Raw genomic sequence first — 24,412 nt, 5'->3', positions numbered from 1 at the left:
GTAGCGTCGGGACCGTTGTTGTTCCCGTGCCTCGGAGGCCCAGGTCATGAGCGGCTTGCTCAACGTTCTCGTCATCGTCGCGGTCATCGTTCTGGTGGTCGTACGGCAGTTCAAGCCGCAGCGACTGAAGACGGAGGGCAGGCGCTGGTGGCTGCTGCCCGCCGCCCTCGCCTTCCTGGCGGTCCGCGAACCGGGACTGATCGACAGTGCGCATCCCACCGGATCCACCGTCCTGCTGGCCGTCGGCGTGGTCCTGGGACTGCTCACCGGCGCGGCCTGGGCGTGGACGATGCGGATCTGGACCGACGCGGACGGGGAGGTCTGGTCGGCGGGCCGCGCGGTGACCGCCGCGGCCTGGGCCGTCGGGGCGGGCCTGCGGTTCGCCCTGTACGGGGTCGCGGTGCTGGCGGGAGTCCACCTGGGCACCCAGGCCACGATGCTGACCGTGGCCGCCACGCTGCTCGCCCGTACGGGCACCATGGCGTGGCGCGCCCAGACGCTCCGGCCGACGTACCGTGTTGCTGCCGGTGGCTGACATCGCGTCCCCGAACCCCGGCAGTACGCACCGGCGGCGGCCGGGCCCTGAGAGCACCGTGCCGGGAGGATCGTTCGTGCAGCTGGGTTTCTGGACGAGCTGGCCCTTGCGGGAGGCCCTCTCCCGAGAGGGGCTCAGCCGGACCCGGGTGTGGATCGGCAGGGCCATCCGCATCGTGATCATGTCCGGCCTGCTGTGGAGCGCGCTGGCAGACCGGGCGTTCCGGGACACCGGAGCGGTGCTGGGGCTGGCCGGGGTCGCGCTCTGTGGCCTGGTCCTCTGGGGGTTCTTCCGTACGACGCTCCAGCACCGCCTGTGGCCGGCGCTCGGCCTGCTGGCACTTCTGCAGGCCGGCGCGTTCTGGTTCCACACGGAGGGCGCGAGGGTGCCGGCTGCTGTGGTGTGGGGCGCGAGTGCCGTCATCTCGGTGGGGCGGCTTCCGCTGGCGGCGGCGGTGCCGTGCATGGTCGTGTCCCTGGGGGCGTACGCCACACGCAGCCCGGACAGCTGGCTGTCGATCACGGCGACCGTCGTCGGGCTCGGACTGGCCGGGTACGTCGTACGGCTGGACTCCGAGGCGCGGGGCAACGCGCAACGGCTGCTGAATCAGGAGCGGGCCGCCCGTAAGGCCGAGACGGAGACGGCCGCGCTGGCAGAGCGCGGCCGCATCGCCCGTGAGATCCACGACGTACTCGCGCACAGTCTGAGCGCGCAGCTGGTGCACCTGGAGGCGGCGCGGCTGCTCATCCAGCGCAGCGGAGACCTGGAAGCGGACCGGCAGCAGATTTTGGAGCGGGTCGTGGCGGCGCGCGGTATGGCCAGGGAGGGGCTGGACGGCACCCGTCAGGCGCTGTCGGCCCTGCGCGGCGAGATGGCCCCGGTGGAGGACTTCCTGTGCCATCTGACGGCCGCTGAGAGCGCCCGCCTGGAGGTGACGGGGGAGCCCCGCGAACTGTCCCCCGAAGCCGGCCTCGCGCTGCGCAGGGTGGCGCAGGAGGCGCTCACGAACGTTCGCAAGCACGCGCTGGGCGCGCGGGTGACCGTACGGCTCGCCTACGCGGAGGACGAGGTCGAGCTGGAGGTACGGGATTTCGGCGCGCGCAGGAAGCCCCGCGGCGGCAGGCAGGGGGCCCTCGACGATCTCGGCTCGACCGGTTCCGGGTACGGTCTGCTGGGGATGCGGGAGCGCGCCGAACTCCTCGGCGGAACGCTGGACTCCGGTCCTGCCGAGGAGGGCTTCGTGGTGCGGTTGAGGGTGCCGGTATGACGGCGCGCGTCGTGGTCGCGGACGATCAGACGGTGGTGCGCGAGGGAATCGTGATGCTGCTGGGACTGCTGCCGGGCATCGAGGTGGTGGGCTCGGCCGGGGACGGCGAGGAGGCGGTACGGCTCACCGCCGAACTTGCCCCGGACGTCGTCCTGATGGACCTCCGGATGCCCCGCTGCGACGGCGTCGAGGCCACCCGGCGCATCCGCGCGGAGCACCCGGGCACCGAGATCGTCGTGCTGACGACCTACGCCGACGACGACCACCTCTTCCCCGCGCTGGAGGCCGGTGCGCGGGGCTACCTGACGAAGGACGCGGACGGCGACGAGATCGTCCGGGCCATCGAGGACGTGCTGTCGGGCGAGGCCGGGCTGTCGCCGAAGGTGCAGCGGCGGCTGCTGGACCGGTTCGCCGAGCCCGTACGGACCCCCGCCCCCGCGGCGTCGGCCGGGCACCCGGACGGGCTGACCGCGCGCGAGGCCGAGGTGCTGAGACTGGTCGCCGAGGGGCTGTCCAACCCGGAGATCGCCCGGTCGCTGCACGTCTCGAACGCGACCGTGAAGACCCACATCAACAATCTCTTCGCCAAGGCCGGGCTGCGGGACCGGGCCCAGGCGATCCACTACGCCTACCGGCACGGTCTCGCACAACCGCCCGGATCGTCCATCACCTGATGGGGTGAAGCGGCCCGTCGGCGCGGCGTCGGCTGTCAGACCCAGACGTAACGGTGTTCGGGCCGGCCGGTCTCCCCGTATCTGAGGCTGAGACGGATCCGCCCGGCCCGTTCGAGGAGCTTGAGGTAGCGCTGCGCGGTCTGCCGGCTCAGACCCGCCTGCCGGGCCACCTCCTGGGCGGACAGCGGCGCGTCGGCCGAGCGCAGCACGGACCGGACCCGGTCGGCGGTGGCCGTCGAGTGCCCCTTGGGCAGTTCCGCGGGGCCGGCGTTGGCGGAACCCAGCGCGCCGAAGATCCGGTCGACTTCGGACTGTTCGGCCTGGCCGCCGCCCTCGAAGGTGCGGTGGAGAGCGGCGTAACCCTCCAACTTGGAGCGGAGACCGGCGAACGTGAACGGTTTGACCAGGTACTGCAGTGCGCCTTGGCGCATGGCCGCCTGGACGGTCGCGATGTCACGGGCCGCGGTCACCATGATCACGTCGGTCTGCAGGCCGCGCTGCCGCAACCGCGAGACGAGCTGGAGACCGGTCCCGTCGGGCAGGTAGTGGTCCAGCAGGACGAGATCGACGGAGGCGGCTTCGAGGGCGGCCAGGGCCTCGGCGGCGGAGTGGGCGAGGCAGCTGACGCGGAAGCCCGGGATCTTCGCGACATACGCGGCGTTGATCTCGGCGACCCGTATGTCGTCGTCCACGACCAGTACGTTGATCATCGGGTGTTCTCCGTGGGGGCGCTGGGGCCGCTGCGGGTGCGAGGACCGTCGGTGCCTTCGGGGCTTCTGGTGTCTCCAGGGATACTGGGGTCGCTGGGCCTGCCGGGTACGCGCCGGTCGGGTACGCGTCCGTCCGTGCCTCGCGTGTCCGCGGTGCCCGGCCCCGCCTCCTCGGCGATGGCGTCGGGCCGTTCCTCCGCCACATCCTCCGAGAGCGCGTCCGACAGCGCGTCAGGGAGCGTGACAGTGAACTCCGCGCCTCCTTCGGGGCTCTCACCCACTTCGGCGGTGCCCCCGTACCGTTCGGCCAGGCGGCGGACGAGTGCGAGGCCGATACCGCGCTGACCGTGCGCCGGGGGCTCCTTGGTCGTCCAGCCCTCGGTGAAAATCTCCGCACGCCGGGCTGCCGGCACTCCGGGGCCGTTGTCGCGTACCCGGACCACCGCGGTGCGGCCCTCGGCACGGATCTCGACCTCGATACCCGCTCCGGGAGCGCCGGCCGTGGCGTCCAGGGCGTTGTCGACCAGATTGCCCAGGACGGTGACCAGGCTGTGCGGGTCCACCACGCGGTCGGGCAGCCGACTGCCCGGCGCGATGCTCAACGAGACGCCGCGTTCGGTGGCGACCGTCGCCTTGCCGACCAGCAGGGACGCCAGCAGCGGATCGCGCACCCGCTCGGTGACCTGCTCGGCCGTCGCCCGGTGCACCCCCACCGCCTGGGTCACGAACTCCACGGCCTCCTCGTACAGGCCCAGTTCCAGGAGGCCCAGCAGGGTGTGGAGGCGATTGGCGTGCTCGTGGTCCTGGGCGCGCAGCGCGTCGATGAGCCCACGGGTGCCGTCCAGCTCACGGCCCAGCCGCTCCAGCTCGGTACGGTCGCGCAGCGTCACCACGGCCCCGCCGTCGTCGGTCGGCATCCGGTTGGCCACCAGGACGCGCTGCCCGCTGACGGTGAGCAGGTCGGCGCCGCGGACCCGGCCGGAGAGGACTTCGGCGGTGCGGCCGGGCGGCAGCGCATCCTCCAAGGGACGGCCGGTGTCCTCGGAACGCAGGTCGAGCAGGCGCTGCGCCTCATCGTTCAGCAGACGGATACGGCCGTGCGCGTCGAGCGCGACGAACCCCTCCCGAATGCCGTGCAGCATCGCCTCGCGCTCGGTCAGCAGGGCCGAGATGTCGGAGAAGGCCAGGTCATGGGTGCGGCGCTGGAGGCGCCGGGCGACCAGGTAGGCGGCCAGCGCGCCGACGGCGAGCGCCCCGCCCGCATAGGCGAGCAGTTGCGGCACGGTGCCCAGCAACCGCTGCTGCACACTCTCGTACGCGATGCCGACCGAGACGGCGCCGACGATGGTCCCCTTTTCGTCCCGCAGCGGCACCTTTCCGCGCGCGGAGCGGCCCAGGGTGCCCTCGTCGATCTGCATGACCTCGCGGCCCGACAGGACGCCGCTGGGGTCGGTGGAAACGTGCCGACCGATCTCGTCCGGATCGGTGTGCGACCAGCGCACCCCATGGGTATCCATGATCACGACGTACTCCGCTCCGGTGGCGCGGCGTATCCGCTCCGCCTCGTTCTGGACGGGGCCGTGGAGGCCGGGGCGGGAGTTCTCCAGCGCGTCGTCGAGACGGGACTCGGCGGCGGTGGTCTGGGCGATGGCCAGGGCGCGGCGCATCGCCTGGTCGTCGAGCTGTGCGCTGAGCGGAGCGAGAAAGAGGCCGGTGGCGAGCGCCGTGACGCCGGCGGCGATGGCCAGCTGCACGAGCAGCACCTGCGCGAAGACGCGGCGCGGCCAGCCCACGCGAAGACGCAGCCCCGCCAGCGCGGCACGAAGCCCGCGGCCGGCGGACCGGTCCGCTCCCGGCCTCGTGATGCTCTCGCCCTTTACGTCCATACGAACGAACAGTAAGCGGGGGCAAGAGGGGGCGAGTAGTCAGTCCGGGTGCTGGGCGGAGGCGGGTAGAGGAAGGGGCGGCGCCGAGGCCTGTGGACAAGCGGCGTCGAGGTTATCCACAGGGGTTTCGGAAGCTTTCCGCATCCGCTTAATCTCGCAGAGTCACAGACGGTCACCGTCCGCGACGGGAGGAGGTCGGCGCGGTCGATGAGAGCGAAGGAGGGGCGGCATGCGATGGGTCGGCGTGGTGAGGCGGATGGCGGGAACGGTGACGGCCGGGCCCGGGCGGTTGGCGGCGGGGAGGGCCGCGGTCGCGGGATCAGCCGTGATGGGGCGCGGCGAGGGCGGCCAAGCGGGCAGAGCGGTCGAGGCAGGGCGTGGAGGGGGTGGTCCTGCGGACGGGGCGGTCGAGCGGGACCACGGAGAGCACGGTCATACGGGCAGGCCTGCCGAGCGGAGATCCGCAGCTGACCGGCGCGGGAGAGCCGTCGGCGCGCTGCTGGACCGTGACCCGCCAGGACCGGCCGTCCCGGTGCGCGATGGTGACGGCCCAGGTGGGGGTGGGGGCGTCGCGGGGGTCGGTCGCCGGGGCCGGCGGGGCTGCCGGAGCTGTCGGGGTTGTCAGGGATTGTGCCTCGCGTGGCCGAGCTTCCGGGCCCTCGTCCGGGGGATATCCGCCATCGCCGGGTGGCGGTACGGCTTCGCTGCGCACGACGTCGATCGCGTCCGCCCGGTCCTCGCGTATCAGCTCACGGACGGCGAGGTCGGCGGCCTGCGCCGGGCGTTCCCAGGCCGAACGGCCCCGGCAGTGGTCCAGCAGGATCCGCCCCTCGCGTGCCGACGCCACGGCTTCCTTGACCAGCGGAGCGGAGGCCCGTCCGTAGGCGTATCCGTACGGGAGGACGAAAAGGGTGGGGGAGAAGCGGTGGCCGCCGATGTGGGTGACCTCCCACGCCTCCATGCCGCTGTCGGCCAGCTCGGCGGCCAGCGGACGTCCGAGGGCGGCGCAGCAGCGGTCGCGCTTGCCGTTGGTGCAGACGAAGACCAGCGGCTCGCCGTCGTACGGGGCCCAGAGCCCATCGTGCTCACCCGCGCCCAACCGGGCGAAGTCCAGGCTCAGCAACGCTTCCGGATCGGTGACGGAGGTGGTCCGGATCCAGGGGCGGCCCGGCGCGGTATGCGCGAGAAAAGCCCGGCGGGCGGAAGACCTGTGGCAGTCCGCGTGCCGCCCCGGGCGGCGGACGAGGGCCACGCGTACGCCCGTACCGTCCGCCGCCGATTCCAAGGCGCGGCCGAGGCGGGGGTCGAGATGGCTCTCGGTCAGCGCCTCGGTGCCCCAGGGGCCGGTCTGCTCGACGAGAAGCCAGGTCCGGGCGGTGGCCGAAGTGCCCGCGACAGGCTCGACGGCATCGCGGGAAGCGGTTGCGCACGTGCTCACATAGGTAACCCTAACCTGCCGAGGAGTGGCCGGAATACCGAACCGAAATCAGCCGAATCCAGAGTCGAATTGGAGGTGTTCGGGAGAGGGAAGCGAGACCTGAACCGTCGCTGGTGGGGTGTCTCCCGCTGCTGTCGGGTCGCCTCCCGCTGGGGCGTTCGCGGAGTCGGGAAGGAGGTGATGGGTGCCGGTAGCCGCTGACCTTGGTGACCGTAGCTGCTGACCTGACGCGTGAGTCTGGTTCTGGTTCGGTGCACCGGCCGGGGTGGTCGGGCCGCGAGCGATTCGACCGCGACTGCCCTGACCGCGACTGCCCTGACCGCGACTGCCCCGACCACGGCTGTCCCGGCCGCGGCTGCCCTTCAGCCACTGTCCGGCCGCGGCTGCCCCGACCGGGATCGCTTCAACTCCGACCGCCCGGCCGCGCCAACTCCGACCACGAGCGCTTCAGCCGCCCCAACTTCGGCTGCGCGCGCTCTGGCCGCGGGCGCCGCGGCCGCGCGTCACGGTAGGGACTGGGGTGGGCGGCGGCCCTGGTAGTGGCCGGTGGGGCGCAGTCGCATGGGGTGTTCCTCGTACTCCTCGAGTGCGTGGGCGATCCAGCCGGCAGTGCGGGCCACGGCGAAGACGGTTTCGCCGGCCTCGGCGGTCATGCCCGCCGAGACGGTCAGTACGGCCAGGGCGAGATCGACGTTGGCGTGCAGTGCGGTGTGGCGGGCGGTCGTCGCGGCGACCTCGCGGGCTGCGCGTAGCGCCGGGCCGGCTTGCGGTACGTCCTCCAGGAGGCGGAACAGGGTACGGGCGCGGGGGTCCTCGCCCTGGTAGATGCGATGACCGAGGCCGGGAATCCGGCGTCCGGCGCGCAGGTGGTCCGCCACCACGGCCGCCGCGCTGCCCCGCTCCAGCACCTCCAGCAACATGCGGTGCGTGAGGCTGCTCGCGGCGCCGTGCAGAGGGCCGTCCAGGGCGCCGAAGCCGGCCGACACCACCGCGTACGGGTGGGCTCGCGCGGAGGCGGCCACCCGGGCGGCCAGGGTCGAGGTGGCGAGGTCGTGGTCGATGAGGAGGACGAGGGCCGCGTCCAGGGTGCGCAGTGACGCCTCGTCGGGCCGCTCCTCGGTGAGGCGGGACCAGAGACGGCGGGGGAGTGGAGCCGAGGCGAGGTCGGCTGCGCTCGTCCCGGTCTCCCGGTGGGGCAGCGCGTCCACGAGGACGGGGATGAGGGCGCTCGCGGTGCCCAGGACGGCGTCCTCGGACAGGTCGAAGCGCAACGGGTCGGCGGAGGCCGCCGCCACCACCGCGACGCGCAGCCGGTCCATCGGGCTGCTGTGAGCGGGCAGCGCGTCGACGGCCCGGCGCGCGGCCGTGAGGGCTTCCTCCGGGGCGGTGAAGTGGACGCCGGGGTGCAGCATGCCGGTCCAGAGCCAGTCGGCGACCTCTTCGTAGCCGTAGCGGTCGGCCAGTTCGGTCGTGTCCACGCCGCGGAAGTAGCAGCGGTCCCCTGCGATGAGGGTGATGCCGGTGCGGAGTGCCAGGTCGCCGCCGGCGGCGGGGGGTTCGCGGCGGGCGCCGCGGCGGGCGAGCGCGTCCACTTCCCCGGCGTCGAAGGTGCTGCCCCGTCCGCCGGGGGCCCGACGGCTGGTCAGTTGGCCGCGGCTGACGTACGCGTAGATCGTTTCCGGTTTCACGCCGAGCCGTTCGGCTGCCTCGCGGGTGCTCAGCCGCCGCGCGCCCGGGTCGCTGCCGTCGCCGCCGGCGCTGCCGGTGCCGTCGGTATCGCCGTCACCGTGGCCGCCGCCGTTCGTCTTGTGCTCCGCCATGCCGTTCACCGTATCGATTGATCTTGCGAGTGGGTTGATTCAATCAATATTGACAGGGATTACATGCAGAATGGACAGTCGGGTCAATGAGGAGTGCTCAGGAGAGAAAGAGGACCGTCATGTCGATTGCCGAGACCGGTCGCCGAGCAGGCGCGACCTTCGAGGCGCCCCGCGGGCTCGCGGGTGTGATCGTGACCGAGACCGAGCTGGGCGATGTGCGGGGCGGCGAGGGTTTTTACCACTACCGCCAGTACTCCGCCGTGGAGCTCGCGCAGAGCCGTACCTTCGAGGACGTCTGGCACCTGATGCTCCGTGGCTCCCTGCCGGACGTGGAGCAGCGCGCCGCCTTCGAGGCGGAGACCGCGGCACTGCGCCATCTGCCCGACGCCGTACGGGGCGCGCTGTCCGGTATCGCCCGTGCGAGTGCCCGGAGCGGGCCGCTCGCCGGCCTGCGCACCGCGCTTTCCCTGCTCGGTGCCGCGGCGGACTTCCAGCCCCTCTACGACATCGACCCCCGGCAGCGCGGCGTGGACGCGCTCACCGCCAGCGCCGCGGTGCCCACCATCCTCACCGCGCTGTACCGCATCGGGCGGGGCCTGGCGCCGGTCGAGCCGCGGGACGACCTTCCGTACGCCGCCAACTACCTGTACATGCTCACCGGCGAGGAGCCCGATGCCGCGCGCGCCAGTGCCGTCGAGCGGTATCTGATCTCCACCGTCGACCATGGCTTCAACGCCTCGACGTTCACCGCCCGTGTCATCGCCTCCACGGGCGCCGACCTCGCGGCCTGCCTGGCGGGCGCGGTCGGCGCGCTCTCCGGACCGCTGCACGGCGGCGCGCCCAGCCGGGCCCTGGACGCCCTCGACGCCATCGGCAGTCCGGACCGCATCGACGCCTGGATCCGCGACCGTGTCCGCTCAGGGGAGCGGATCATGGGTTTCGGGCATCCCGTTTACCGCACCGAGGACCCGCGTTCGCGGATGCTGCGCGACATCGCCCGGGGCTTCGGCGGGCCGCTCGTGGACTTCGCGGTGCAGGTGGAGGAGCGGGTCGAGGCGCTGCTCGCCGAGCTCAAGCCCGGCCGGGAACTGCACACCAACGTGGAGTTCTACGCGGGTGTGGTCATGGAGCTGTGCGGCCTGCCGCGGGAGATGTTCACCCCCACCTTCTGTGCGGCCCGGGTGATCGGATGGAGCGCCAATATCCTGGAGCAGGCGGACGACTCGAAGATCATCCGTCCGGCGGCCCGCTATGTGGGCCCGCCCCCGCCGCAGCCGGTGCCCGCCGCGCTGAACTGACGGCGTGCCGGACCGACGGCGCGCCGCCACACCGACGTACGACGATGGAGGCGCCCCCTTGGCCCCGCAGGCCCCACGACAGATCCCGGTCATCGTGCTCGCCGGATTCCTCGGGTCCGGCAAGACGACCCTGCTCAACCATCTGCTGGGCCGCAGCGGTGGCAGCCGTGTCGGAGCGGTGGTCAACGACTTCGGCAGCATCGAGATCGACGCCATGACGGTCGCCGGCCAGGTCGACTCGATGGTCTCGCTGGGCAACGGCTGCCTGTGCTGCGCCGTCGACACCAGCGAGCTGGACGAGTACCTGGAGCGCCTGGCCCGGCCGTCGGCCCGTATCGACGTCATCGTCATCGAGGCGAGCGGGCTGGCCGAGCCGCAGGAACTCATCCGCATGATCCTGGCCAGCGACAACGACCGGATCGTCTACGGCGGGCTGGCCGAGGTCGTCGACGCGGCGGAGTTCGGGGCCACCCGGGCCCGGCATCCGGAGATCGACCGGCATGTGGCCATCGCCGACCTGGTGGTCCTCAACAAGGCCGACCGGATCGGGGAGGCGGAGCAGCGCTCGCTCCTGGCCACCCTCGCCGAGCTGAGCCCGGGGACGCCGGTCGTGCCCGCCGCGTACGGGCGGATCGACCCGGAGCTGTTCTTCGACCGCAAACCGCGCGACGCGGACGACGAGGCGGTGCGGCAGCTGTCCTTCGAGGACCTGTTCCGCGAGGAGGCGGAGGGGGAGGAGGGAGGAGAAGCCGACGCGGGCGGGGACTCCCCCGGGGAGCAGGTGTGCGGCGAGCACGGGCCGGGGTGCCACGGCCACGGTCATGGCCATGGTCACCGGCAGCATCTGCACGCGGCGTACGAGAGCGTCGAGTTCGTCTCGGACGAGCCGATGAATCCGCGTCGGCTCATGGCCTTCCTCGACAGCAGGCCCGCCGGGCTCTACCGCATCAAGGGCTTCGTCCACTTCGACGTGCCGGAGAACCGCCAGAAGTTCGCCGTGCACGCGGTCGGCGACTTCCTGCGCTTCTACCCGTCGCCGTGGCAGCCGGACGAGGAGCGGTGCACCCAGCTCGTCCTGATCGGCAGCGGGGCCGACGCGGCGGCACTGCGCAAGGAGCTGACGGACTGCCGGGAAACGGGTCCGGAGCGCGGCGACGCGAACAGCATGTGGGGCGTACTGAGGTATGTACCGTCCACCGGTGAGCCCGGTGACTTCGCTGCTCCGGAGGAGCCGGAGCAGCCGGGGGAGCCCGACGACCGGTAACCCGCCCCGGACGCCGCGCCCCCCGGAGGACGCGCTCACCAACAGACCCCCGCCCCGGGCCCGGCCACAGCCGTCCCGGGGCGGGGCACCCTCCTGAGCGTCGAACCGAGCCCGCTACACCGGCCCGGCCAGCGCCGAGATCGGCTTCGTCAGGGGTACGCCCGAGCCGTCCCGGCGCGGGTCAGGCTCCGGCAGGTCGACCGGGACGCCCTTGGTGTTCGCCGCCCGTACCGGCGCGGCGCCGGCCCAGGCCAGGGAGAGGCAGTCCTCGCCCTTCAGGAACCGCTGGCAGCGCACGCCACCGGTCGCCCGGCCCTTGCGCGGGTACTGGTCGAAGGGGGTCAGCTTGGCCGTGGAGACCGAGTCGTCGAGCGTGCCGTGCGAGCCGGAGACGGTGAAGACCATGGCGTCGGCGGCCGGGTCGACGGCCGAGAAGAAGATGACCTTCGCGTCCGGGCCCAGTTTGATGCCCGTCATACCGCCCGCGGGCCGTCCCTGCGGCCGCACCTGGCCGGCCGGATAGCGCAGCAGCTGCGCCTCGTCGGTGATGAAGACCAGGTCCTCCTCGCCCGTACGCAGCTCCGCGGCGCCCACGATGCGGTCGCCGTCCTTGAGGGTGATGACCTCCAACTCCTCCTTGTGGGAGGGGTAGTCCGGCACCACGCGCTTGACGATGCCCTGTTCCGTGCCGAGGGCCAGCCCCGGTGAGGACTCGTCGAGCGTCATCAGGCAGATCAGCGTTTCGCCGTCCTGGAGGCTGAGGAATTCGGAGACCGGCGCGCCGCCCGACAGGGTCGGCGCCGCGATGGTGTCCGGGAGCTGCGGCAGGTCGACCACCTGGAGCCGCAGCAGCCGGCCGGCGGACGTCACCGCGCCCACCTCGCCGCGGGTGGTGGCCGGCACCGCCGAGACGATCACGTCGTGTTTGACGCGCTTGGCCTCCGCGTCGAAGTTCACCTCGCCGTTGGCCGTACGGGCCAGCAGGCCGGTGGAGGACAGCAGCACCCGGCACGGGTCGTCGGCGACCTCCAGCGGCATCGCGGTCACCGGGGAGCCCGCCGACTCCAGCAGGACCGTCCGGCGGTCCGTGCCGTACTTCTTGGCCACCGCGGCCAGCTCGCCGGAGACCAGCTTGCGCAGCTCGGCGTCCGATTCGAGGATCGTGGTCAGCTCCTCGATCTCCGCCTTGAGCCTGTCGCGCTCCGACTCCAGCTCGATCCGGTCGAACTTGGTCAGCCGGCGCAGCGGGGTGTCGAGGATGTACTGGGTCTGGATGTCGCTCAGCGCGAAGCGGTCCATCAGCCGCTCCTTGGCCTGCGCGCTGTTGTCGCTGGAGCGGATGAGGCGGATCACCTCGTCGATGTCGACCAGGGCCGTGAGCAGGCCCTCGACCAGGTGGAGGCGGTCGCGCTTCTTGGTGCGCCGGAACTCGCTGCGCCGGCGCACCACGTCGAAGCGGTGGTCGACGTAGACCTCCAGCAGCTCCTTGAGGCCGAGCGTCAGCGGCTGGCCGTCCACCAGCGCGACGTTGTTGATGCCGAAGGACTCCTCCATGGCCGTCAGCTTGTACAGCTGCTCCAGGACGGCTTCCGGGATGAAGCCGTTCTTGATCTCGATGACCAGGCGCAGGCCGTGCTCGCGGTCGGTGAGGTCCTTGACGTCCGCGATGCCCTGGAGCTTCTTCGCGCCCACCAGGTCCTTGATCTTGGAGATGACCTTCTCGGGGCCGACGGCGAAGGGCAGTTCGGTGACGACCAGGCCCTTGCGGCGGGCGGTCACGTTCTCGACCGAGACGGTGGCGCGGATCTTGAAGGTGCCGCGGCCGGACTCGTACGCGTCGCGGATGCCGCCCAGGCCGACGATCCGGCCGCCGGTCGGCAGGTCGGGGCCCGGCACGTACTTCATCAGTGTGTCGAGGTCGGCGTTCGGGTGCTTGATCAGGTGACGGGCGGCGGCGATCACCTCGCCGAGGTTGTGCGGCGGCATGTTCGTCGCCATGCCGACCGCGATGCCGGACGCGCCGTTGACGAGGAGGTTCGGGTACGCGGCGGGCAGTGCGACCGGCTCCTGCTCCTGGCCGTCGTAGTTCGGTGCGAAGTCGACCGTGTCCTCGTCGATGGACTCCGTCATCAGGGAGGTGGCCGAGGCCATCTTGCACTCGGTGTACCGCATGGCGGCGGGCGGGTCGTCGTTGCCGAGCGAGCCGAAGTTGCCGTGGCCGTCCACCAGGGGCAGCCGCATCGAGAAGGACTGCGCCATCCGCACCAGGGCGTCGTAGATGGAGGCGTCGCCGTGCGGATGGAGCTTGCCCATCACCTCGCCGACGACGCGGGCGCACTTGACGTAGCTGCGCTCGGGGCGCAGCCCCATCTCGTTCATCTGGTAGAGGATGCGGCGGTGTACGGGCTTGAGGCCGTCGCGGGCGTCCGGGAGGGCGCGGGAGTAGATGACCGAGTACGCGTACTCAAGGAAGGAGCCCTGCATCTCGTCGACGACGTCGATGTCGAGGATCCTCTCCTCGAAGTCGTCCGGCGGCGGGGTCTTCGTGCTACGGCGGGCCATCGCGGCTGCGGCTCCTTCGCTTGCGTCCTGCTGCTTGCCGATGCTGGATCAACGTTCGGGTCTTTCGCGGACCATTGTGGCCCGCCCCACTGACAACGCCGACCGCGACCCTCCCCGGGGCCCCGGACGGGGGCGCCGCGAAGACCGCTCGTACGAGGCAGCCCGGCCGGGAACTTCGCCATAGCTCGGCGCGCTTGCATACAGTGACAGAACTTCCTCGCAAGCGGATCGAAGGGACGTACATGCCCATGGGTCACACGGCCACAGAACAAGCCGGCTCCGGCGGCCTGACAGCGACCGAGCACCGGCTGGCCAATGGCCTGCGCGTGGTGCTCTCCGAAGATCACCTGACCCCGGTCGCCGCGGTCTGCCTCTGGTACGACGTCGGCTCCCGGCACGAGGTCAAGGGCCGCACGGGCCTGGCCCACCTTTTCGAGCACCTGATGTTCCAGGGCTCCGCCCAGGTATCGGGCAACGGTCACTTCGAACTGGTCCAGGGCGCCGGCGGCTCCCTGAACGGCACCACCAGCTTCGAGCGCACCAACTATTTCGAGACCATGCCCGCCCACCAGCTGGAGCTCGCGCTGTGGCTGGAGGCCGACCGCATGGGCTCCCTGCTGACCGCGCTCGACGAGGAGTCCCTGGAGAACCAGCGCGACGTCGTCAAGAACGAGCGCCGGCAGCGCTACGACAACGTCCCCTACGGCACGGCCTTCGAGAAACTGACGGCCATGGCCTATCCGGAGGGACACCCGTACCACCACACGCCGATCGGTTCGATGGCCGACCTGGACGCCGCCTCCCTGGAGGACGCGCGGGCCTTCTTCCGCACGTACTACGCGCCCAACAACGCGGTCCTGTCGATCGTCGGCGACATCGACCCCGAGCAGACCCTCGCCTGGGTGGAGAAGTACTTCGGCTCCATCCCCGGCCACGAGGGCAAGCAGCCGCCGCGCGACGGCTCGCTCCCGGAGGTCATCGGCAAGGAGCTGCGCGAGGTCGTCGAGGAGGACGTCCCCTCCCGTGCCCTGATGGCCGCCTACCGGCTGCCGCACGACGGCACCCGTGAGGCCGACGCGGCCGACCTGGCGCTGACGGTGCTCGGCGGCGGCGAGTCCTCGCGCCTGTACAACCGGCTGGTGCGCCGCGACCGTACGGCCGTGGCGGCGGGCTTCGGCCTGCTGCGGCTGGCCGGCGCGCCCTCGCTCGGCTGGCTGGACGTCAAGACTTCCGGCGGCGTCGAGGTGGCCGGCATCGAGAGCGCCGTGGACGAGGAACTGGCCCGCTTCGCCGCGGAGGGGCCGAGCCCCGAGGAGATGGAGCGCGCGCAGGCCCAGCTGGAGCGCGAGTGGCTGGACCGGCTCGCCACGGCGAGCGGCCGCGCCGACGAACTGTGCCGCTTCGCCGTCCTGTTCGGTGACCCGCAGCTCGCCCTGACCGCCGTGCGGCGCGTCCTGGAGATCACCCCGCAGGAGGTGCAGGAGGTCGCCAAGGCCCGGCTGCGCCCCGACAACCGCGCGGTCCTCGTGTACGAGCCGACCGAGCCGACCGCCGCCGAGGACAACGACGAGGAGGCGGCCCAGTGAGCGACGCCGTCAGCAACCCGATGACCTTCCATCCGCAGCCGTCCGGCGGCGAGCCCAAGCCGTGGGCCTTCCCGGCCCCCGAGCGCGGGCAGCTGGCCAACGGCCTCACGGTCCTGCGCAGCCACCGCCCCGGCCAGCAGGTCGTCGCCGTCGAGATCGACATCGTCGCGCCCCTGGAGACCGAGCCCGCGGGCCTGGACGGCGTCGCCACGATCATGGCGCGCGCCCTGTCCGAGGGCACCGACAAGCACGACGCCGAGCAGTTCGCCGCCGAGCTGGAGCGCTGCGGCGCCACCCTGGACGCGCACGCCGACCACCCCGGTGTCCGCGTCTCCCTGGAGGTCCCGGCCTCCCGGCTGGACAAGGCGCTCGGCCTGCTCGCCGACGCCCTGCGCGCCCCGGCCTTCCCGGACGGCGAGGTCGAGCGCCTGGTGCGCAACCGCCTCGACGAGATCCCGCACGAGCTGGCCAACCCGGCCCGCCGCGCCGCGATGGCCCTGTCCAAGGAGCTCTTCCCGGCCGACTCCCGGATGTCGCGGCCGCGCCAGGGCACCGAGGAGACCGTCACCCGTATCGACGCGGCGGCCGTACGTGCCTTCTACGAGGCCCATGTACGCCCCGCCACGGCCACCGCCGTCATCGTCGGTGACTTCACCGGCGTCGACGTGGACGCGGCCCTCACGGAGACCCTCGGCGCCTGGACGGGGTCGCCCGCCGAGCCGGTGAAGGCCTCCCCGATCACCGCCGACGACACCGGGCGTGTCGTGATCGTCGATCGCCCCGGCGCCGTACAGACCCAGCTGCTGATCGGCCGGATCGGCGCCGACCGGCACGACCGCGTCTGGCCCGCCCAGGTGCTCGGCACGTACTGCCTGGGCGGCACCCTCACCTCCCGCCTGGACCGGGTGCTGCGCGAGGAGAAGGGCTACACCTACGGGGTGCGGTCCTTCGGGCAGGTGCTGCGCTCCTCGGCCGACGGGGACGGCGCCGCGATGCTCGCCATCAGCGGTTCGGTGGACACCGCCTCCACCGGCCCGGCGCTGGAGGACCTCTGGAAGGTGCTGCGCACCCTCGCGGCCGAGGGTCTGACGGACGCCGAGCGCGATGTGGCCGTCCAGAACCTGGTCGGCGTCGCGCCCCTGAAGTACGAGACCGCCGCGGCCGTCGCGGGCACCCTCGCCGACCAGGTCGAGCAGCAGCTCCCGGACGATTTCCAGGCCCGGCTGTACGAGCGGCTGGCGCAGACCGGCACGGTCGAGGCGACCGCCGCGGCCGTCAACGCCTTCCCGGTCGACCGGCTGGTGACGGTCCTGGTGGGCGACGCCGCCGAGATCGAGGAGCCCGTCACGGCGCTCGGCATCGGCGAGGTGACGGTCGTCAGGGGCTGATGGCACGTCACCGGTGCGGGAGCGGCCGTCGGTGGCCGAGGGCCGTGCCCCGCGGGGGTGACGCATGGTCACATAAGGGATCCAGTGGTGCGCAGGCGCCACTGGATCTTCTTTATGTCCCAATTGTTGGGGGTGGTTGCATGGTGACCGTGTGGCGTACGGCACAATCCACGCGTTCTGTTTGCCGATTGAAAGTGGCCCCGTTTAGCGTCGATCCGGCTGTCCGCAGGATCACCGCCGCAACCGCGGCACGGACAGTCATCGCCGAGTCCCCGTACGGCGCGAGCCAGGGGAGCCGGGGACCCATGTCCCTTGGGGTGAATCGGACGCCTTCCCGGAGGTGCCCGTAGGAGACCTTCCTGCTCCGAACCCGTCAGCTAACCCGGTAGGCGAGAGGGAAGGAAAGGACACAGCCAGCCCATGGCGTTCACCCGTGCCACCGGGAAGCACCGTGGTCCGAGCCGCAGCGCGCGGACGACCCGAAACCTCGCCGGCATAGCCACGCTCGCCGCGTCCGGCGTCATCGCCTCCGTCGCCTCCCCGGCGCTGGCGGCCGGCAACCCGGACGACGCGAGCAGCCACGACACCGGACTGCACCACGCCGTCGTCCTCGGCGACGAGCTCGCCGAGCAGATCGAGGCACAGGCCGACGCGCAGCAGGAGGCCGCCGACGCCGCCGCCGCGCAGGCCAAGGCCGAGGCCGAGGCGCGCCGGCAGGCCGAAGAGGCCAAGCGCCAGGCCGAGGCGGAGGCCAAGAAGGAGCGCGAGGCCAAGGAGCGCGCCGCCCGTGAGGCCGAGCGCAAGCGCCTGCTCACGTACGTCGCCCCCGTCGACGGTTCCTACGTCTCCACCGGCTACAAGGCCTCCAGCGGCCTGTGGTCCTCCGGCAGCCACACCGGCGTCGACTTCCACGCCGCCTCCGGGACCACCGTCCACGCCGTCGGCTCGGGCACGGTCGTCGAGACCGGCTGGGGCGGCGCGTACGGGAACAACGTCGTCATCAAGATGAACGACGGCACCTACACCCAGTACGGCCACCTGTCGTCCATCAGCGTCTCGGTCGGCCAGACCGTCACCCCGGGCCAGCAGATCGCCCTGTCGGGCAACACCGGCAACACCACCGGCCCGCACCTGCACTTCGAGGCCCGCACCTCGGCGGAGTACGGCTCGGACATGGACCCGGTCGCCTACCTGCGCTCGCACGGCGTGAACGTCTGACGCACACCCGTCCCCCGTACGATGCCCCGGCCCGCGTGGCCGGGGCATCTGCGTATTCGTGGCCCGCCGCAAAGCCGGCCCGCCCGTATACGGCCGTCCCTGGCCAAAAAATAACCATGAATTCGCCGCGACCATCCGCCATCCGGTTCCCGTCGAATAGAGTCACGGCAAATGCCGCCGCCCGGTGGCATTTCCGGAAGTTTCCAGGGGTTTACGGCGGAGGCACAGGTGATGCGAGGCCCTCTTTCCGCGCATGTGGTGTGCACGGCGATCCGGGACGACATCGTATCCGGCGCTCTCCCGCCGGGCAGCCGGCTGATCGAGGAGTTGCTGGCCGGCCGCTACGGGGTCTCCCGCGTTCCCGTACGCGAGGCGCTGCGTACGCTGCAGTCCGAGGGCTTCGTCACGATCCGGCGCCACGCGGGCGCCTGCGTGGCCGAGCCGACCGAGCGCGAAGCCGCCGACGTCCTGGACATCCGCGGGCTGCTGGAGCCGCTGGGCGCCGCGCGCGCCGCCGCCCGCCGCACCGCGGCGCACATCAAGGTGCTGCGCGGCATCGTACGGCTGGGCCGTGAGCGCGCCCGGCACGGCCACCGCGCGGAGCTGCGCCAACTCGACGGCTGGTTCCACGAGACGCTCGCCCAGGCATCCGGCAGCGCCAGCATGGCGGCGCTGCTCACCCAGCTGCGGCGCAAGACCGACTGGATGTACGCGGTCGAACTCCCGGCCCGCGACGAGCGGTCGTGGGACGAGCACGGGGCGGTGCTGGACGCGGTGAGCCGCGGTGACGCCGAGCGGGCCCGCACCCTGATGGCGGCCCACATCGAGCGCTCGCGCCCGGCGTACCGGCTGCGCCCGGTGGCCCCCGGGCCGGCGGTGAGGAGTTCGAAACAGACTGTAAACACGGCGCGCGAACGGAATTAACAGGGGAGTCGTATACAAGCGGTAGGGGAATTCGCCGGGGGAGTGGCGAGGGGGCTGCCAAAGATTTGCGGGGCCCTTGAAAGGGGCGGGGAGTGGCGGGGAAAGCACCGGGATGCGTCGTGAAACGCGCCCCTCGAACCCTCAAATGTGATGCCCGGAATTACTGGATGACTGTACGGATCGCGCGATATCCGGGTCGGCGTGCGTTTGCGGGTGCGCCCGGGCGTGAGTGACCCGCTCCATGCTTTCGCGAGCCGCGACGGACGTACAGGGCATACAAAAGCGGCCCCGCCCGGCGCCGGAAACCCGGCTACCGCGGCGGAGCCGCGAACACAGTGACCCGCGAGGCGGTTCAGACGGTCTCCGGGAGCTCCTCAAGGCCCTCGGCGACCAGCTTCGCGAGACGGTCGAGCGCGGCGTCGGCGCCCTCGGCGTCGGAGGCCAGCACGATCTCCTCGCCACCCTGGGCGCCCAGGCCCAGCACGGCCAGCATGGAGCCCGCGTTGACCGGGTTGCCGTCGGCCTTCGCGATCGTCACGGGAACCCCGGCGGCGGTGGCCGCACGGACGAAGATCGAGGCGGGGCGGGCGTGCAGACCCTCGGCCCAACCGACATTGACGCGGCGCTCAGCCATGGTGTTGCCCTTCAAGTCGTAACAGTTGTCTAGACCAGTGTCTCATGCTGCCGGGAGTGCTCCGGCAGCCCGCGGGGGCGCTCGTGGCGGGCTCGCCACGGCGCTTTCCGCAGGCCAAGGGCACGCTACCGGCAGCTCTCGGGCGTACGGCCGGACCGTCCGCCATCCGGGATCCGCCGCCGGAGGCCCGTTATCCGGGACCTTCCGCCCGCCGGTCCGCCGTCCGGCCCCCTCCGTCCGACCCCTCCGTCCGGCCCTCTCCGTCCGGGGCCCACCGTCCCCGCCCCACCCTGCCCCGGCCCGTACGGGCACGCACACCGAGCCGGTTGTCGGTGGCGGGCCGTACGCTGTGCCCCATGCAGAGCCTGTCCGACAGCGTCTACCCGGCCCACTGGGAAGCCGATGTCGTGCTGCGCGACGGCGGCACCGCGCGCATCCGCCCCATCACCCCCGACGACGCGCAGCGCCTGGTCTCCTTCTACGAACAGGTCTCGGACGAGTCGAAGTACTACCGCTTCTTCGCGCCCTACCCGCGCCTGTCCGACCGCGACGTGCACCGCTTCACCCACCACGATTACGTCGACCGGGTGGGCCTCGCCGCCACCGTGGGCGGCGAGTTCATCGCCACGGTCCGCTACGACCGCATCGACGAGCGCGGCCGCCCCGCCAAGGAGCCCGGCGCCGACCAGGCCGAGGTCGCCTTCCTCGTCCAGGACGCCCACCAGGGCCGCGGGGTGGCCTCCGCCCTCCTGGAACACGTCGCCGCGGTCGCCCGGGAGCGCGGCATCCGCCGGTTCGCCGCCGAGGTGCTGCCCGCCAACACCAAGATGATCAAGGTCTTCACGGACGCCGGGTACACCCAGCAGCGCACCTTCGAAGACGGCGTGGTGCGCCTGGAGTTCGACCTGGAGCCCACCGAGCAGTCCATGGCCGTCATGCGCGGCCGCGAGCAGCGCGCCGAGGCCCGCTCCGTGCAGCGCCTGCTGGCGCCGGGCTCGGTCGCCGTCATCGGCACCGGCCGCGCCCCCGGCGGCGTCGGCCGCTCCGTCCTGCGCAACCTCCTCGTCTCCGGCTATCCGGGCCGGGTGTACGCGGTCAACCACGCCTTCCCCGAGGGCGGCACCCGTCTCGACCCCGAGGGCGTGCCCGGCCACCGCTCGGTGCCCGAGATCCCCGAGCCGGTGGACCTCGCGGTGCTCGCCGTCCCCGCCGCCCAGGTCCCCGACGTGGTCCGCGACTGCGGCGAGCACGGCGTACGCGGCCTGGTGATCCTCTCCTCCGGGTACGCCGAGTCCGGCCCCGAGGGCCGCGAGCGGCAGCGTGCCCTGCTGCGCCAGGCCCGCTCGTACGGCATGCGGCTCATCGGGCCCAACGCGTTCGGCCTGATCAACACCGCCCCGGACGTCCGGCTGAACGCCTCGCTCGCCCCGCAGATGCCCGGCGCCGGGCGCATCGGCCTGTTCACGCAGTCCGGCGCGATCGGCATCGCGCTGCTCAGCGGCCTGCACCGGCGCGGCCCCGGCGACGGCTCGATCGCCGGCATCTCCACCTTCCTGTCGGCAGGCAACCGCGCCGACCTCTCCGGCAACGACCTGCTCCAGTACTGGTACGACGACCCCGCCACCGACGTCGCGATCCTGTACCTGGAGTCCATCGGCGACCCGCGCAAGTTCATGCGGCTCGCCCGCCGCACGGCCGCCGTCAAACCCGTCGTCGTCGCCAAGGGCGCCCGGCACACCGGCACCGCGCCGCTCGGCCACACCGTCCCCACGGTCCGCATCCCCGACAGCACGGTCTCCGCCCTGATGCGCCAGGCCGGCGTGATCCGGGTCGACACGGTCACCGAGCTGATCGACGCCGGACTGCTGCTCGCCTCCCAGCCGCTGCCGGACGGCCCGCGCGTCGCCATCCTCGGCAACAGCGAGTCCCTCGCCCTGCTGACCTACGACGCCTGCTTGACCGAGGGGCTGCGGCCGCTGCGGCCGTACGTTCTCGCCGCCGCGGCCACACCGGAGGACTTCCGTACGGCCCTGTCCGCCGCCCTGGCCAACGGCCTCTGCGACGCCGTCGTCGTCACGGCCATCCCCTGGGTGGGGGAGGGGGGCGTGGCCTCGCCGGGCGAGGGCGCCGACCTCGCCGCGGCGCTCCGCGAAGCGGCCTCGGCCGCCGCGCCCGCCAAGCCGGTCACCGTCGTGCACCTGGCCATGGACGCCCTCGCCGACGCGCTGGCGGCCCCGCCACCGTCCTCGGAGGGCGTCACCAAGGCCACCGAAGCCCCGCAAGCCCCCGCCACCTCCGACCCGATGCCCCCCACCACCCCTCCCGCCCCCCTGATACCGGCCTTCCCCGCTGCCGAGCGCGCCGTCCGGTCGCTCGCGCAGGCGGTGCGGTACGCGAAATGGCGCCGGGACGTCGCCGAGCCGGGCCGGGTGCCCGAGTACGAGGACATCGACGAGGCCGCCGCCGGCACCGACATCGACCGGCTGCTCGACGAACTCGCCCGGCACGCCGACATCACCCGCTCCGTCCCGCTGCCGGCCGAGGACGCCCACGCCCTCCTGGCCCGCTATGGCATCCCCGTACGCCCCGCCCACCCGGCCCCCGACCCGGACACCGCCGTACGCGCCGCCGCCCGCCTGGGCTACCCGGTCGCCCTGAAGACCACCGCACCGCACCTGCGGCACCGCCCCGACCTCGGCGGTGTCCGGCTCGACCTGACCGGCGAGGCGGAGCTGCGCCGCGCCTACGCCGAGCTGACCGACTTCCTCGGCAAGCCGGAGGAGCTGCGCCCGGTCGTCCAGCCGATGGTGCCGCGCGGCGTCGACACGGTCGTCCGCGCCGCCATCGACCCGGCCGCCGGCGCCGTCCTCTCCTTCGGCCTGGCCGGCGCCCCCTCGCAGCTCCTCGGCGACACGGCACACCGGCTCATTCCCGCGACGGACCGCGACGTCGCCGAGCAGATACGGTCCATCCGCACGGCTCCGCTGCTGTTCGGCTGGCGCGGCAGCCAGCCGGTGGACACCGCCGCCCTGGAGGACCTGCTGCTGCGGGTCTCCCGGCTGGTCGACGACCACCCCGAGGTCGTCGGCGTCGACCTGGAGCCCGTCGTCGTCGCCGCGCACGGCCTCGCCGTCCTGGACGCCACGGTCCGGCTGGCCCGCCCGCCGGCCACCACCGACCTGGGGCCGCGCCGGATGCCCGCCTACTGAGAGCCGGTGCCGGGGGTCCTCGCCGGGGCCCCGGGCCCGGACGTGGGCGCTCGGACCCGCCCCGGCCGGTACGCCCCGTAAGATGGCCGCATGGCTAAGACCGGTACGACGACCCAAGGGCTGCGCGCGGCGATCGAGCGCAGCGGCTATTACCCGGCCCTGGTGGCCGAGGCGGTGCAGGCCGCGGTCGGCGGCGAGCCGGTGGTGTCGTACTTGGTCCACCAGGAGACGACCTTCGACGCCAACGAGGTCCGCCGCCATGTCACGGTCCTGGTCCTGACGGGCACCCGCTTCATCGTCAGCCACACCGACGAGCAGTCCGCCGACGACACCTCGCCCTCGCCGTACGCGACGACCTCCACCGAGTCCGTGAAGCTCGGCCGGATCTCGTCCGTCGTGCTCAGCCGGGTGGTCGCCAACCCCGAGTCGTACACCCCGGGCCGGCTGCCCCGAGAGGTCGTGCTGACCATCGGCTGGGGCGCCGTCGCCCGTCTGGACCTGGAGCCCGCCACCTGCGGCGACCCCAACTGCGAGGCCGACCACGGCTACACCGGCTCCTCGACGGCCGACGACCTGTCGCTGCGCGTCAGCGAGGCCGGCGACGGCCCGGACACCGTGCGGCAGACCCTCGCCTTCGCGCAGGCCCTGTCCGAAGCCACCGCGGCCACCACCCGCTGATGGCGCACGCCGTCCCCGCCTGGCCGGAACCGGAACCCCTCGACCTGGCCGGCGCGCCCGTGCCCGCGTACGGCACCGGCTCGCTCGCCGACCTGCTGCCCGCCATCACCGCCGGACAGGGCCTGATCCTGCCCGGCGCCGGGCAGGCGGGCGCGCCGGGCATGGGCCTGGACCCCGCCGACCGTGTCTGTGTCTTCCTCATCGACGGGCTCGGCTGGGAACTGCTGCGCGACCACCCGGACGAGGCGCCGTTCCTGACGTCCCTTCTGGACAGTTCGTTCAACCGCACCGGCAGCCCGATCACCGCCGGTTTCCCGGCCACCACGGCCGCCTCGCTCGCCTCCGTCGGCACCGGCCTGCCGCCGGGCGCGCACGGCCTGGCGGGCTACACCTGCCTGAATCCGGACACCGGCGAGCTGATGAACCAGCTGCGCTGGTACCCGTGGACCGACCCGTACGCCTGGCAGCCGTACCCGACCGTCTTCCAGCAGGCGCACGCCGCCGGCATCCACACCTGCCAGGTCTCCTCGCCCAACTTCGAGCGGACCCCGCTCACCGACGTGGCGCTCAGCGGTGGCACGTTCCACGGCCGGCTGGCCGGCGAGGAGCGCATGGACCTGGCGGCCGAGCAGCTCGCCGCCGGTGACCGCTCGCTGGTCTACACGTACTACGCCGAGGTGGACGGCGCCGGGCACCGCTACGGCGTCGACTCCGACGCCTGGCGCGGCCAGCTGATGTACGTCGACCGCCTCGCGCAGCGGCTCGCCGAGCAACTGCCGCCGCGCAGTGCCCTGTACGTCACCGCCGATCACGGCATGGTCGACATCCCGTTCGACCCGGAGCACCGCATCGACTTCGACGAGGACTGGGAACTGCGTGCCGGAGTGCGGCTGCTGGGCGGCGAGGGGCGTGCGCGGCATCTGTACGCGCACCTCGGCGCGGCCGGTGACGTGCTCGCGGTATGGCGGGAGGTGGTCGGGGAACATATGTGGGTGGCGGGCCGTGACGAGGCCATCGCCGCCGGGTGGTTCGGCCCCCGGGTCGACGACCGGGTCCGGGCCCGTATCGGTGACGTCGTCGTGGCCGCGCACGCCGACATGGTGATCGTGGCCAGTGAGACGGAGCCGCGCGAGTCCGCGATGGTCGGTATGCACGGCTCGATGACGCCGGCCGAACAGCTCGTCCCGCTCCTCGAAGTCCGCACCTGAGCCCGTCCCGAGTTTCGCACCCGAGCCCCGTACCCGAGCCGTGCACCTGCGCCCGGCCCCGTCCGCCCCACCCTGCCCGCCCCGCCGCCCGGTGAGCGCACCCCACGCGCGCT

At 72.5% G+C, this 24,412-nt stretch carries 18 protein-coding genes and 1 riboswitch; of the genes, 12 read left to right on the top strand and 6 right to left on the bottom strand.

The window, feature by feature from the left end; all coding sequences use genetic code 11:
- Positions 1–46: 46 nt before the first annotated feature.
- The 3 genes from ACZ53K_RS26900 (at position 47) to ACZ53K_RS26890 (ending at position 2,476) form a co-directional block, all read left to right on the top strand.
- Complete coding sequence (locus ACZ53K_RS26900) at positions 47–535, top strand: DUF1453 domain-containing protein (RefSeq protein ID WP_468841262.1); 489 nt, start codon at positions 47–49, stop codon at positions 533–535.
- A 76-nt stretch (positions 536–611) separates the two neighbouring features.
- Positions 612–1,802 (top strand): sensor histidine kinase, encoded by a 1,191-nt coding sequence (locus ACZ53K_RS26895; RefSeq protein WP_468841260.1) that lies wholly within the window; start codon positions 612–614, stop codon positions 1,800–1,802.
- Positions 1,799–2,476 carry a response regulator transcription factor gene (locus ACZ53K_RS26890; protein WP_468841258.1) on the top strand — a complete coding sequence of 226 codons (678 nt, stop codon included), beginning with the start codon at positions 1,799–1,801 and terminating at the stop codon, positions 2,474–2,476. Before ACZ53K_RS26895 ends, ACZ53K_RS26890 begins: the two co-directional genes overlap by 4 nt.
- 35 nt (positions 2,477–2,511) lie before the next feature.
- On the opposite strand, the gene ACZ53K_RS26885 is transcribed toward ACZ53K_RS26890, so the two are convergent.
- The 4 genes from ACZ53K_RS26885 to ACZ53K_RS26870 all read right to left on the bottom strand — a co-directional run bounded on the left by ACZ53K_RS26885 (position 2,512) and on the right by ACZ53K_RS26870 (position 8,330).
- Positions 2,512–3,186 (bottom strand): DUF7342 family protein, encoded by a 675-nt coding sequence (locus ACZ53K_RS26885; protein WP_468841256.1) that lies wholly within the window; start codon positions 3,184–3,186, stop codon positions 2,512–2,514.
- On the bottom strand, positions 3,183–5,072 hold the full coding sequence (locus ACZ53K_RS26880; protein ID WP_468841254.1) for an ATP-binding protein: 1,890 nt from the start codon (positions 5,070–5,072) through the stop codon (positions 3,183–3,185). Before ACZ53K_RS26880 ends, ACZ53K_RS26885 begins: the two co-directional genes overlap by 4 nt.
- 319 nt (positions 5,073–5,391) lie before the next feature.
- Positions 5,392–6,510 carry a sucrase ferredoxin gene (locus tag ACZ53K_RS26875; protein ID WP_468841252.1) on the bottom strand — a complete coding sequence of 373 codons (1,119 nt, stop codon included), beginning with the start codon at positions 6,508–6,510 and terminating at the stop codon, positions 5,392–5,394.
- Positions 6,511–7,013: 503 nt separating this feature from the next.
- Positions 7,014–8,330 carry a citrate/2-methylcitrate synthase gene (locus ACZ53K_RS26870; RefSeq protein WP_468841250.1) on the bottom strand — a complete coding sequence of 439 codons (1,317 nt, stop codon included), beginning with the start codon at positions 8,328–8,330 and terminating at the stop codon, positions 7,014–7,016.
- Positions 8,331–8,449: 119 nt separating this feature from the next.
- Between ACZ53K_RS26870 and ACZ53K_RS26865 the strand changes: the two genes are divergently transcribed.
- Together ACZ53K_RS26865 and ACZ53K_RS26860 are read left to right on the top strand one after the other, a co-directional pair.
- The gene (locus ACZ53K_RS26865) at positions 8,450–9,628 is read left to right on the top strand and encodes a citrate synthase (protein WP_468841248.1); all 1,179 of its coding nucleotides are present in this window, start codon (positions 8,450–8,452) and stop codon (positions 9,626–9,628) included.
- Between the two features lie 58 nt (positions 9,629–9,686).
- Positions 9,687–10,892, top strand: a complete 1,206-nt coding sequence (locus ACZ53K_RS26860) for a CobW family GTP-binding protein (RefSeq protein WP_468841246.1) — start codon at positions 9,687–9,689, stop codon at positions 10,890–10,892.
- A 114-nt stretch (positions 10,893–11,006) separates the two neighbouring features.
- On the opposite strand, the gene ACZ53K_RS26855 is transcribed toward ACZ53K_RS26860, so the two are convergent.
- Entirely contained in the window at positions 11,007–13,454 is a 2,448-nt protein-coding gene (locus tag ACZ53K_RS26855; protein WP_468841244.1) for a DNA gyrase/topoisomerase IV subunit A, read from the bottom strand.
- A gap of 248 nt (positions 13,455–13,702) precedes the next feature.
- On the opposite strand from ACZ53K_RS26855, the gene ACZ53K_RS26850 reads away from it, so the two are divergent.
- The 4 genes from ACZ53K_RS26850 (at position 13,703) to ACZ53K_RS26835 (ending at position 18,570) form a co-directional block, all read left to right on the top strand.
- Positions 13,703–15,040 (top strand): M16 family metallopeptidase, encoded by a 1,338-nt coding sequence (locus tag ACZ53K_RS26850; protein WP_468841402.1) that lies wholly within the window; start codon positions 13,703–13,705, stop codon positions 15,038–15,040.
- 20 nt (positions 15,041–15,060) lie between these two features.
- Positions 15,061–16,428: a M16 family metallopeptidase gene (locus ACZ53K_RS26845; protein WP_468841400.1), complete on the top strand. Its 1,368-nt coding sequence runs from the start codon at positions 15,061–15,063 to the stop codon at positions 16,426–16,428.
- Between the two features lie 252 nt (positions 16,429–16,680).
- Positions 16,681–16,835: riboswitch (cyclic di-AMP (ydaO/yuaA leader) on the top strand.
- 13 nt (positions 16,836–16,848) lie between these two features.
- A complete protein-coding gene (locus ACZ53K_RS26840) occupies positions 16,849–17,646 on the top strand; it encodes a M23 family metallopeptidase (RefSeq protein ID WP_468841242.1) in 798 nt (265 codons plus the stop codon).
- Positions 17,647–17,877: 231 nt separating this feature from the next.
- Complete coding sequence (locus ACZ53K_RS26835) at positions 17,878–18,570, top strand: GntR family transcriptional regulator (RefSeq protein WP_468841240.1); 693 nt, start codon at positions 17,878–17,880, stop codon at positions 18,568–18,570.
- Positions 18,571–18,922: 352 nt separating this feature from the next.
- Here the strand turns inward: ACZ53K_RS26835 and ACZ53K_RS26830 are convergent, their stop codons facing one another.
- Positions 18,923–19,204 carry an HPr family phosphocarrier protein gene (locus ACZ53K_RS26830; RefSeq protein ID WP_358581480.1) on the bottom strand — a complete coding sequence of 94 codons (282 nt, stop codon included), beginning with the start codon at positions 19,202–19,204 and terminating at the stop codon, positions 18,923–18,925.
- Positions 19,205–19,560: 356 nt separating this feature from the next.
- Between ACZ53K_RS26830 and ACZ53K_RS26825 the strand changes: the two genes are divergently transcribed.
- The 3 genes from ACZ53K_RS26825 to ACZ53K_RS26815 all read left to right on the top strand — a co-directional run bounded on the left by ACZ53K_RS26825 (position 19,561) and on the right by ACZ53K_RS26815 (position 24,299).
- Positions 19,561–22,413: a bifunctional acetate--CoA ligase family protein/GNAT family N-acetyltransferase gene (locus ACZ53K_RS26825; protein ID WP_468841238.1), complete on the top strand. Its 2,853-nt coding sequence runs from the start codon at positions 19,561–19,563 to the stop codon at positions 22,411–22,413.
- A 90-nt stretch (positions 22,414–22,503) separates the two neighbouring features.
- Positions 22,504–23,091, top strand: a complete 588-nt coding sequence (locus tag ACZ53K_RS26820; protein ID WP_003981824.1) for a DUF5998 family protein — start codon at positions 22,504–22,506, stop codon at positions 23,089–23,091.
- Positions 23,091–24,299: an alkaline phosphatase family protein gene (locus tag ACZ53K_RS26815; RefSeq protein ID WP_468841235.1), complete on the top strand. Its 1,209-nt coding sequence runs from the start codon at positions 23,091–23,093 to the stop codon at positions 24,297–24,299. Before ACZ53K_RS26820 ends, ACZ53K_RS26815 begins: the two co-directional genes overlap by 1 nt.
- The last annotated feature ends 113 nt before the right edge of the window (positions 24,300–24,412 follow it).

This window comes from Streptomyces sp. NPDC033221 (assembly GCF_055577005.1).
This window is presented reverse-complemented; position numbering and strand designations above follow the sequence as displayed.

Bases quoted from the DNA above. Each gene is read 5' to 3' on its own strand.
- ACZ53K_RS26830 (WP_358581480.1), bottom strand. From the start codon at position 19,204: ATGGCTGAGCGCCGCGTCAATGTCGGTTGGGCCGAGGGTCTGCACGCC.
- ACZ53K_RS26815 (WP_468841235.1), top strand. From the start codon at position 23,091: ATGGCGCACGCCGTCCCCGCCTGGCCGGAACCGGAACCCCTCGACCTG.
- ACZ53K_RS26850 (WP_468841402.1), top strand. From the start codon at position 13,703: ATGGGTCACACGGCCACAGAACAAGCCGGCTCCGGCGGCCTGACAGCG.
- ACZ53K_RS26890 (WP_468841258.1), top strand. From the start codon at position 1,799: ATGACGGCGCGCGTCGTGGTCGCGGACGATCAGACGGTGGTGCGCGAG.
- ACZ53K_RS26865 (WP_468841248.1), top strand. From the start codon at position 8,450: ATGTCGATTGCCGAGACCGGTCGCCGAGCAGGCGCGACCTTCGAGGCG.
- ACZ53K_RS26845 (WP_468841400.1), top strand. From the start codon at position 15,061: ATGACCTTCCATCCGCAGCCGTCCGGCGGCGAGCCCAAGCCGTGGGCC.
- ACZ53K_RS26820 (WP_003981824.1), top strand. From the start codon at position 22,504: ATGGCTAAGACCGGTACGACGACCCAAGGGCTGCGCGCGGCGATCGAG.
- ACZ53K_RS26840 (WP_468841242.1), top strand. From the start codon at position 16,849: ATGGCGTTCACCCGTGCCACCGGGAAGCACCGTGGTCCGAGCCGCAGC.
- ACZ53K_RS26900 (WP_468841262.1), top strand. From the start codon at position 47: ATGAGCGGCTTGCTCAACGTTCTCGTCATCGTCGCGGTCATCGTTCTG.
- ACZ53K_RS26870 (WP_468841250.1), bottom strand. From the start codon at position 8,330: ATGGCGGAGCACAAGACGAACGGCGGCGGCCACGGTGACGGCGATACC.
- ACZ53K_RS26835 (WP_468841240.1), top strand. From the start codon at position 17,878: ATGCGAGGCCCTCTTTCCGCGCATGTGGTGTGCACGGCGATCCGGGAC.
- ACZ53K_RS26855 (WP_468841244.1), bottom strand. From the start codon at position 13,454: ATGGCCCGCCGTAGCACGAAGACCCCGCCGCCGGACGACTTCGAGGAG.
- ACZ53K_RS26885 (WP_468841256.1), bottom strand. From the start codon at position 3,186: ATGATCAACGTACTGGTCGTGGACGACGACATACGGGTCGCCGAGATC.
- ACZ53K_RS26825 (WP_468841238.1), top strand. From the start codon at position 19,561: ATGCAGAGCCTGTCCGACAGCGTCTACCCGGCCCACTGGGAAGCCGAT.
- ACZ53K_RS26880 (WP_468841254.1), bottom strand. From the start codon at position 5,072: ATGGACGTAAAGGGCGAGAGCATCACGAGGCCGGGAGCGGACCGGTCC.